The organism is Sulfurihydrogenibium yellowstonense SS-5, assembly GCF_000173615.1.
GTDB classification, from domain to species: Bacteria; Aquificota; Aquificia; order Aquificales; family Hydrogenothermaceae; genus Sulfurihydrogenibium; species Sulfurihydrogenibium yellowstonense.
The window spans coordinates 1-10,206 of record NZ_ABZS01000045.1; the positions used below are offsets into that span (position 1 = coordinate 1).

Below are 10,206 nucleotides of genomic sequence, written 5' to 3' on the forward strand. Positions count from 1 at the left end.
AAGATTTAAAAATTTATAGACCGGATAAAGATAAATACGATTTGATAATCAATATAAACTTTTTAGAGAGAATTTTATTTCCATACATTAAGGAAGCTTTAAAGAAAGATGGTGTTTTGATTTTTGAAACTTTCCTTGAAGGAAGTCCATCAAAAAACAGTGATTTTTTACTTAGAAAAAATGAGCTATTACATAGCTTTTTATCTTTGGAAATAGTATTCTATCAAGAAAAGGAAGTCATTACTTGTAAAAATGAAAAAGCATACAAGGCTTATTTGGTTGCAATAAAAAGATGCTAAATCAAGATACAAAAAAGATTTTATCTTTGGCAGTTCCTGCTGCTTTAAGCAATTTTTTAGATATCGTTCAAGTGCTTGTAGATATGATCATGCTCGGAAGGGTTTCTCCCTCTGCCATCGCGTCAGCCGGCATATCTATGCAGTTTTTAGGGCTTTTGTATGCAATGATGGCTACTTTTTCAGTAGGCACTTCTGTTGTAATTTCCCGGTACATCGGAGCAAAGCAGTACTCACAGGCAAACAAAACTGCCTTTTCTATATCTGTTTTTTCTTTATTGCTATCCATTCCGTTTACAATCTTAGGCTTTTTCTTTTCTAAGTATATTTTCATGTTTATGGCAGGTTCTGATGAAGTAATCAGACTTGGTCAAGAGTATTTTTCTATATTGGCTTTAACCTTTCCGGTTTTATTCATGGAGATGGCTATATACTCTGCATTTAATGCAGCAGGAGACACAAAAACGCCTTTAAAGATAGTAATCGTTGCAAACATTATAAACACGGTACTTGCTTATGGACTGATATTTGGGAATTTTGGATTTCCAAGGCTTGAAGTCAAAGGTGCTGCCATTGCCACAGCCATAAGCTATTACATAAGCTTTTTTATGTATCTGTATGTGATAAACTCAAAACATTCAAAAATTAGATTTGAATTTGAATTTTTGCTTGAAGAAGTTAAGAAGATTCTTAAAATCGGTATTCCAAGCGGTTTTGAAAGGACTTTAACATACTTTTCTTTTTTACTCTTTGTAAAGATTATAGCGGATTATGGAATTTATACACTTGCAGGTTATCACGTAGGGCTTAGGATAGAAGGGCTTGCGTTCATGCCGGGCTTTGGTTTTACAATTGCAGCAATGACTCTTGTAGGTCAAAGCCTTGGTTCTAACAATCCACAGCAGGCAGAAGTATATGCAAAAGAGATAATAAAGATTGCTTCTATTTTCATGGGTCTTATGGGCGTTGTGATGGTAATCTTTCCTGAGTATTTAGCTATGGTGTTTACAAATGATAAAAAAACAATAGAAGAGGCCTCTTTATACTTAAGAATAGTAGGACTAACTCAAATTCCTTTAGCAATAGGGTTTGTTTTAAGCGGTGTTTTAAGAGGTGCAGGAGCTACAAAAACAACATTATATATAAATACATTTTCTTTATGGGTTTTAAGAATCATCCCGGCTTACATACTTTCAAAAATTTTTGGAAATATTTTATTTGTGTATTTAGCGATGTTTTTAGAAACATACCTAAAAGCAGCTATACTTTGGTATTTCTTTAAAAAGGGCGATTGGAAAAAGATTAAAGTTTAGTGAGAGTGCTTACAAAAATCTACATCGTTATTCTACAGCTGGCAAAGAATCTCCTGTTATTGTTTCCTTCCTTTCAAAACACATTAAAACATTAGATCCTTCACTGCGCTGCTGGATGACAAAGAACGACCCAAAGATGTCATTCTGAGCGTAAGCGAAGAATCTCATTTTTTCTTTTCAAATTAAAAAAATCAAAATATGAGATCCTTCGGACTTAAGTCCTCAGGATGACAGCGAAAAGAATATCTTTTTAATTCTCACTTCTCACCTTTTCAGAGAAGACCGAAGTTTTTCATCTTTGTTCTTAGCTGTTTTCTTGAAATTCCAAGTTTTTGAGCTGCTCTTGTTTGGTTAAAATTCTCTTCTTGTAAAACTTTTAAAATAATATTTTTTTCAATATCATAAAGATTTAAACTGTTATTTTCTGACCTTATATTTTCTGATATTTTTTGGGAGTTAGACTTTATCCTGTCAGGAAGATGATTAGCTGTAATTATTTCACCTTGACATAACACAACTGCCCTTTCAATTATATTTTCAAGCTGTCTAACGTTTCCAGGCCAATCGTAATTCATCAATATTTCTAAAGCATCGTTACCAATATCATATACATTTTTGTTATTAACCTTGCTAAACTTATCGATAAATTTCTTGACAAGGAGAGGAATATCTTCTTTTCTTTCTCTAAGAGGTGGAATTTTTAAATGAATTACATTTATTCTATAAAATAGGTCTTCTCTAAATTCTTTGTTTTCGACCATTTCTTCAAGGTTTCTGTTGGTTGCTGAGATAACTCTACATCTCATTTTTATTAACTCTTTTCCTCCAACTCTAAAAAATTCTCTTTCTTGAAGAACTCTTAAAAGTTTTGCCTGCATAAATAGTGGCATCTCTCCTATTTCGTCTAAAAATAATGTACCTTCTCCAGCCAGCTCTATTTTTCCGATTTCTCTGTTTGATGCTCCGGTAAAGGAACCTTTTTCATGACCAAAAAGCTCATTTTCAAAAAGCTCGTTTGGTATAGCAGAACAGTTTATAGGAATAAATGGATGGTTTGCTCTTTTTGACCTTCTATGAATGGCTTTTGCAACAAGCTCTTTTCCTGTTCCACTTTCTCCTTCAATCAAAATAGAAGATTCGCTTTTACTTACAATATCTATTTCTTTGAATAAATCTTTCATCTTTTGACTTTTTCCAATGATGCCATCAAACTCTTCTTCTACATCAAAATTTTCTTGTTTTTTGATATAAAAATCAATTAATTTGATTAAATTATCTGTATCTATTGGCTTTGGTATGTAGTGGTTAGCTCCTTTTTTGATAGCTTCTACAGCTCCATTTATAGACCCGTAAGCTGTAATGATTAAAAAAGGTGTAAGTATATCCTTCTTTCTGAAACTTTCCAAAATCTCTAATCCTGTTCCATCTTCTAATAAAAAGTCTGAGACTATTAAATCAAACTTTTCTTTTTCTAATAAGCTTAAGCTTTCTTTTTTAGACTTTGCAGTCAATACTTCAAATCCCGCTTCTGATAAAACCGTTTTGATAACTTTTAAGATACTTTCCTCATCATCAATTAATAAAATTTTAAACATCATCCTTTACCTCTAAAGGTAGTTCTATTATAAATTTAGTGTATTTTCCATATTCTGAAATAAGGTTAATCGTTCCTTTATGTGAGAAAACAATTTTGTAAACCATAGGCAAACCAAGACCTGTTCCTTTCTGTTTTGTAGTAAAAAATGGCTTAAAAATCTTATCTTTATGCTCTTGTTTAATTCCTATTCCATTATCTTGAGCGGTTATTTGTATTTTGTTTTTATCTTTGTTGTAATAAGTGGAAATTTTTATATAGCCGTCTTGAATGTTTTTTTCTTTTATAGCATCAATAGAGTTTAAAACAAGATTAACAATCACTTGTTTGAATAAGTTCTTATCTACCATTGATGATGGTAAGTTTTTATCAAGATTCAGCTCAAGCTTTATATTATAATCTTCACAATCGTAGGCTAAAAGTTTAACCGAATCTTCTATAACTTTGTTGATGTTTGTATAGCTAAATTTTGGCTCTATTAATTTAGAAAAGTTTAAAAAAGATACGGTCATTTCATTTAGTCTGCTACTTTCTTCTTTTATGATTTTTCCAAACTCTTTTATAATCTCATTATCAGAGTTTGTTTTTATATAGTATGCCGCATTTGATATAGAATAAAGCGCATTTTTAATCTCATGGGCTATTTTTGCGCTCATCTCTCCCATTGCAGCCATACAGCTTAAGGTTTCTCTTTCTCTGTGTGCCTCTTCAAGCTTGTTTATATAATCATTCAATGAAGAAATCATAATATAAAAACTAAATGTTAGCTTGTTTATCTCATCTCCGGATAGATTGTTAAACATCTGACATTTTGGACATTCTTTTATGGCTTTACTGCCAATATCAAAAAGAACCTCTCCGGCATTTTCAGAAGTCAGCCAACAAGTTGTAGATATATCCTTATCACATTTTTTTTCTTGTTTTATAACAGGTTTTAGATTAACGATATCTTTTAGATTTTGAAAATCTAAATTGAAAAGGTTTATTATTTTTTCTTTCAGCTCAACAAGTGGTTTTACTAATATACTTGAAATAAAGAAAATTCCGGTAAATGTGGCAATGAATATAAATAAAACTACTATAGAAAGGGGGTATACTATTTTTTGAATATCTTCTTTTAGTTCGTTCTCGATAGTTTCAATATCATAAAAAACTATTAATTTTCCAATAATTTCTGTATCCACTTTTAAATCATAGATAAACTTTGCCAAACCGTTAATGTTTTTTTCATTATATTTATAACCTAACAAAGACAAATTATTACTGCCTATTATTGTTCCATCTTTATCTAATACATAAACCTGTTTTATGGCTTTATTTCTTGTAAGGAAATTTACAAACTCATCTATTTTTTCAAAGTTTTTAACAATGATCTTTTCTTTGTAGCTTTCTGCAAGACTTGTTATATTCTCTTCTAAGGATAAAATCCTGTCGTTTAGTATTCTGTCGTAAAAGTTGCTGACGGTGAAGATAATAGAACCAGTTAGTATGATTAAAACATAGATGGCTGTTGATAAAGATGTTTTAAGCTTGATGGACAGGTTTCTCAGAATCATTTTAATACAGGGAATAAGTCAAGAATTTTTCTATAATTTTTTATAACTTGAAACATGTTTGGATTTGGTTTTTCAAAGCCATCTATTTCCATATTTTTTAACGTTTCTTGATCGATTGAGAATAAAGCTTTTTCTATATCTTCATAAAGTTTTTTATCCAAGGTTTTTGATACCATGATTATATGTCTTGGGAAGGATGGAGACTTTGCTATTACTCTAAGTTGGTCTTGATACGCTTTTAAGCTTTCTTCCTTTATTCCGGCTACATCTGCAATTCCTGCGAGAACTGCCAAGATGGCTCCTTTATCCGTTCCGGAGCTCCATATATTTATTACATCTTCTTGAGTTATTCCAGCCTGTGAAAGCATGTATAAAGGCATAACGCAATTACTCATACAGATAGGACTGCCAAGGGTAATCTTTTTTCCTTTTACATCTTCAATGGATTTAATTGGACTGTCTTTTTTAACAACAAGAACGCCGTTTTCTACGGCTTTGCCGTTTATTTTCATTACAGCCACAGCTTCAACGTTAAACTTTCTTTTTAGCTCAAAGTATACAACAGAACACCCGACGGCCAAACGTGCTTCTTTTCTTTCAAATAGCTCAAAAACTCTGTCAACATTTTCAACAATCACCATATCAACTTTTTTGTTTAATTTGGAAGATAGGTATTTTGATAAAACAGAGTATCGTTTGTACTCTTTAACAGTATCCCCATAAGATAAAACTGCAAATGTAAGGCTTTCTTGTGCAAAAGAGATATTAAATATTAGTAAGCTTAAAATCAGTATACTAAAAAGCATGGAAATAATATATATCCAAAAACATCAAGTTAGCAAACACTATCTTTGAATAGGTTGGAAAAGAAATTGTTAAACTTTTTCTTTTTGGCTTGTCATCCCGAAGACGTAAGTCTGAGGGATCACATTTTTAAATTTTATAAAAATCACTTATTTTTCCTCCAAGGTATTTAGCATGATTATCCAACCTGTAGGAATTTTAAAAAACTGTCTTATAAATTCTCCTAAATCTATGAGATTGCTTGTAAAAATCCTCATCGTCATTCTGAGCGAAGCGAAGAATCTCATTTTTTCTTTTCAAATTAAAAAAATCAAAATATGAGATACTTCGGACTTAAGTCCTTAGGATGACGGGAAGGTAAGCTTACGAAAATTTTGGAATACTCTTCCCCTACTCTTGAAAATTTTTAAGATTTGAGTATATTATTTATATATAATTTGACTTTATTAAAATCAATATTCTTGACAAGATTAAAAAGATAATGTATAATATAAAATGAATTAAAATCTAAAAGGAGGTAGGCGCAAATGGCAAAGTTAAAACCTCTGTATGACAGAGTTGTTATCAAAAGAGTTGAAGAAGAAGTATCAAAAACTCCAGCAGGAATCATTATTCCGGATACAGCAAAAGAAAAGCCTCAAATTGGTGAAGTTATAGCGGTAGGAGAAGGTAGAGTCTTAGAAAATGGAAATGTAGTTCCTCTCAAGGTAAAAGTAGGGGATAAAGTATACTTTAGCAAGTATGCAGGAAATGAAGTTAAAGTTGATGGTGAGGAGTTAATCATTTTAAGAGAAGATGATATCTTAGCTATTATTGAACAATAAAAAAATAGGAGGTGAGCATAGATGGCAGCAAAAAAATTAGTTTATGGTGATGAAGCAAGAGCTAAATTAAAAGCAGGTGTTGATAAACTTGCAAACGCAGTTAAAGTAACACTTGGACCAAGAGGTAGAGAAGTAATTTTAGAGAAAAAATGGGGATCTCCGGTAGTTACTAAAGACGGTGTATCTGTTGCAAAAGAAATAGAGCTTACAGACCCATACGAAAACATGGCAGCTCAACTTGTAAAAGAAGTTGCATCTAAGACAGCAGACGTTGCCGGTGATGGAACAACAACAGCTACAGTGTTAACTCAAGCAATCTATGAAGAAGGATTAAAAGCAATTGCTTCTGGTGCGAACCCTGTTTATGTAAAAAGAGGAATTGATGAAGCTGTTAAAATAATCGTTGAAGAACTCAAAAAAATATCTAAACCAGTTACCGGAAGAAAAGAGATTGAACAAGTTGCTACAATCTCTGCAAACAACGACCCAGAAATTGGTAAAATCATTGCAGATGCAATGGAAAAAGTAGGAAAAGATGGTGTAATTACTGTTGAAGAATCTAAATCTGCAGAAACTGTATTAGAAGTAACAGAAGGTATGCAATTTGATAGAGGATACTTATCTCCATACTTTGTAACAAATCCAGAAAAAATGGAAGCTGTTTTAGAAAATCCATACATCTTAATCTATGAAAAGAAAGTAAGCAACATAAGAGAGCTTTTACCAGTATTAGAAAAAGTTGTTCAAACAAACAGACCACTTTTAATAATTGCTGAAGATGTTGAAGGAGAAGCTCTTGCTACATTAGTAGTAAACCACATCAAAGGAGTATTAAGAGTATGTGCAGTTAAAGCTCCAGGATTTGGTGAAAGAAGAAAAGCAATGCTCCAAGACATTGCTATCTTAACAGGCGGTACTGCAATCACAGAAGACCTTGGAATCAAACTCGAATCTGTTGATTTAGATATGCTTGGCAAAGCTGATAAAGTTGTTGTAGACAAAGATAACACTACAATCATCGGAGGAAAAGGAAACCCGGAAGATATAAAAGCAAGAATAGAGCAAATCAAAAAACAAATTGAAACAACAACTTCTGAATATGACAAAGAAAAATTACAAGAAAGACTTGCTAAACTTGCCGGCGGTGTAGCTATCATTAAAGTTGGTGCTGCTACAGAAGCAGAATTAAAAGAGAAAAAAGATAGAGTTGATGACGCAGTACATGCTACAAAAGCTGCAGTAGAAGAAGGTATTGTTCCTGGTGGTGGTATTGCATTATTCAGAGCATCAAGAGCACTTTGCAACATAAAAGAAGAAAACACAGACAAAGCTTGGGGCATCAAGATTGTTAAAAATGCTTGCAAAGTTCCATTAAAACAAATTGCTTATAACGCAGGATTCGAAGGATCTGTTATAATTGAAAAAATCAAAGATGTTGACAATGTAAACTACGGATTCAATGCAGCAACCGGTGAGTATGTAGACATGGTAGAAGCTGGTATCATCGACCCAACTAAGGTTGTAAGAACAGCTCTCCAAAATGCTGCATCTATTGCAGGAACAATGCTTACAGCTGAATGCTTAGTGGCAGAAATTAAGGAAAAAGAAGAAAAACTCCCGGGCGCAGGCGGTGGAATGGGAGACATGGACTTCTAAGATAAATTCTTAAATTAATAAATATATGAAGCCCCCTTAACGGGGGCTTTTTTGTTTTTCACAAGCATTCTTTCCGTGTCATCCAGCAGCGAAGTGAAGGATCTCCTTTTTGATTTTTTGACTAGAAAAGGATCTCCTCTTTTAAAAAGGAAAAAGGAAACTCTTCTCACGGCTGATTGCAGATTAGGGGGGTATAAAAAAGCAGCAGAGCCTTCTCTACAGCTTCAGAAGAACGTTATTATTCTTTTTCTTTATTATCCTGAGGCTGTAAAGCCGAAGGATCGCTTTTTAAATTTTATAAAATTTTCATACACTTGCAAAAAAATGATATAATAATAATTTTTATTTTTAAATTTCACAAGGAGAAAAAATGCTATTAGAAGAGAAAAAAGCACCAAAAGCAGTTAGGGAAGATATTAGGAATATTGCTATTATCGCCCACGTAGACCATGGAAAAACAACGCTTGTAGACGCACTACTTAAACAAAGTGGTACTTTTCGGGAAAATGAAGAAGTAGCAGAAAGAGTTATGGATAATATTGACTTAGAAAGAGAGCGTGGTATCACAATTATGGCAAAAAATACGGCTATAAGATATAAAAACTATAAAATTAACATCGTTGATACTCCGGGGCACGCTGATTTTGGCGGAGAGGTAGAAAGAACATTAAAAATGGTTGATGGTGTAATACTTCTTGTTGATGCATCAGAAGGACCACTTCCTCAGACAAGATTTGTTTTAAGAAAAGCGTTAGAATCTAATCTAACACCTATCGTTGTTATAAATAAAATAGATAGACCGGATGCAAGAATTCAAGAAGTGATAAATGAAGTTTACGATTTATTTATAGATTTAGACGCAACGGAAGAGCAGCTTGAATTTCCAATTCTTTACACGATAGCAAGAGACGGAATCGCAAAAGAAAACCTTGAAGATGATTCAAAAGATTTGAAACCATTGTTTAATAAAATCATAGAGTATATACCGGCACCATCTTATGATCCGGATATGGGATTGCAATTTTTGATTACATCCTTAGATTATGACAACTTCGTCGGAAGGTTAGCAATTGGAAGAATTTTTAACGGTTCTGTAAAAGTAAATCAACAAGTGTCAGTGGTAAAAAAAGATGGAGCAATAATTAAAGGAACTGTAAGAGCATTGTATACTTACGAAGGACTCAAAAGAGTAGAAACAAAAGAAGCAAAAGCAGGAGATATAGTAGCAATAGCAGGATTGGAAGATATAACCATCGGAGAAACTATAGCTGACGCTGAAAATCCTGTAGGACTTCCTCCAATAACAGTAGAAGAGCCTACAATATCTATGATATTCTCAATAAACGATTCTCCATTTGCAGGAAGAAGCGGAAAATTTTTAACATCAAGACATTTAAGAGATAGATTGTACAAAGAGACATTAACTAACGTTGCTATAAGAGTATCTGACACAGAAAATCCAGACTCATTCTTAGTAATGGGTAGAGGAGAATTACAGCTATCTATATTGGCTGAAATGATGAGAAGGGAAGGCTATGAGTTTCAAGTATCAAAACCTGAAGTTATAGTAAAAGAAGAAAATGGTAAAAAATTAGAGCCGGTAGAAAGGGTTTTAATAGATATTCCTGAAGAGTACGTAGGAACAGTTACTCAAAAGCTTGGTTCAAGAAAAGGCAGAATGATAAACATGATTAATCATGGATTTGGAAGGGTAAGGCTTGAATTTATCGTTCCATCAAGAGGACTGATTGGATACAGGTCAGAGTTTAAAACAGATACAAGAGGTGAAGGATTAATCAATACAATCTTTGAAGGCTGGGAAGAGTGGCAGGGAGAGATTAAAACAAGACAAAACGGAGCATTGATAGCTGATAGAAAAGGTGTAGCAACACCATACGCAATTTTTGGACTACAAGATAGAGGAGTTTTCTTTATAGAACCGGGCACAGAAGTTTACGAAGGCATGATTGTAGGAGAACACAGTAGAGATAATGACCTTGATGTAAACGTAACAAGAGAAAAGAAATTAACTAACATGAGAGCTTCCGGCTCTGATGAAAACATTAAAATCATCCCGGCTAAAAAGATGGACTTTGAAAGAGCCATGGAATGGATTAATGAAGATGAGCTTATAGAAGTAACGCCGGATGCTATAAGAATAAG

The 10,206-nt window shown here is 33.0% G+C and carries 7 protein-coding genes and 1 pseudogene; 5 read left to right on the forward strand and 3 right to left on the reverse strand.

Annotation, left to right across the window (positions count from 1 at the left end; all coding sequences use genetic code 11):
- Window positions 1–299: pseudogene (locus tag SULYE_RS08325) on the forward strand (tellurium resistance protein TehB); the annotation flags it as partial.
- Window positions 293–1,609, forward strand: coding sequence for an MATE family efflux transporter (locus SULYE_RS02835; protein WP_007546307.1), 1,317 nt, complete (start codon window positions 293–295; stop codon window positions 1,607–1,609). The pseudogene SULYE_RS08325 and the gene SULYE_RS02835, both read left to right, overlap by 7 nt.
- Before the next feature lie 272 nt (window positions 1,610–1,881).
- Here SULYE_RS02835 and SULYE_RS02840 read toward each other — a convergent pair whose 3' ends face one another.
- The 3 genes from SULYE_RS02840 to SULYE_RS02850 are packed head-to-tail and all read right to left on the reverse strand — an operon-like array spanning window position 1,882 to window position 5,565.
- Window positions 1,882–3,204, reverse strand: coding sequence for a sigma-54-dependent transcriptional regulator (locus tag SULYE_RS02840; RefSeq protein WP_007546309.1), 1,323 nt, complete (start codon window positions 3,202–3,204; stop codon window positions 1,882–1,884).
- Window positions 3,197–4,759 carry a two-component system sensor histidine kinase NtrB gene (locus SULYE_RS02845; RefSeq protein WP_007546311.1) on the reverse strand — a complete coding sequence of 521 codons (1,563 nt, stop codon included), beginning with the start codon at window positions 4,757–4,759 and terminating at the stop codon, window positions 3,197–3,199. The genes SULYE_RS02840 and SULYE_RS02845 overlap by 8 nt, the downstream gene beginning before the upstream one ends.
- The gene (locus SULYE_RS02850; RefSeq protein WP_007546313.1) at window positions 4,756–5,565 is read right to left on the reverse strand and encodes a phosphate/phosphite/phosphonate ABC transporter substrate-binding protein; all 810 of its coding nucleotides are present in this window, start codon (window positions 5,563–5,565) and stop codon (window positions 4,756–4,758) included. The genes SULYE_RS02845 and SULYE_RS02850 overlap by 4 nt, the downstream gene beginning before the upstream one ends.
- 525 nt (window positions 5,566–6,090) lie before the next feature.
- Here SULYE_RS02850 and groES point away from each other — a divergent pair.
- The 3 genes from groES to typA all read left to right on the forward strand — a co-directional run.
- Window positions 6,091–6,387: a co-chaperone GroES gene (groES, locus tag SULYE_RS02855; RefSeq protein ID WP_007546317.1), complete on the forward strand. Its 297-nt coding sequence runs from the start codon at window positions 6,091–6,093 to the stop codon at window positions 6,385–6,387.
- Window positions 6,388–6,408: 21 nt separating this feature from the next.
- Window positions 6,409–8,043 (forward strand): chaperonin GroEL, encoded by a 1,635-nt coding sequence (gene groL, locus SULYE_RS02860; RefSeq protein ID WP_007546319.1) that lies wholly within the window; start codon window positions 6,409–6,411, stop codon window positions 8,041–8,043.
- A gap of 370 nt (window positions 8,044–8,413) precedes the next feature.
- A partial coding sequence (gene typA / locus SULYE_RS02870; protein WP_007546321.1) for a translational GTPase TypA occupies window positions 8,414–10,206 on the forward strand: 1,793 nt, incomplete at its 3' end.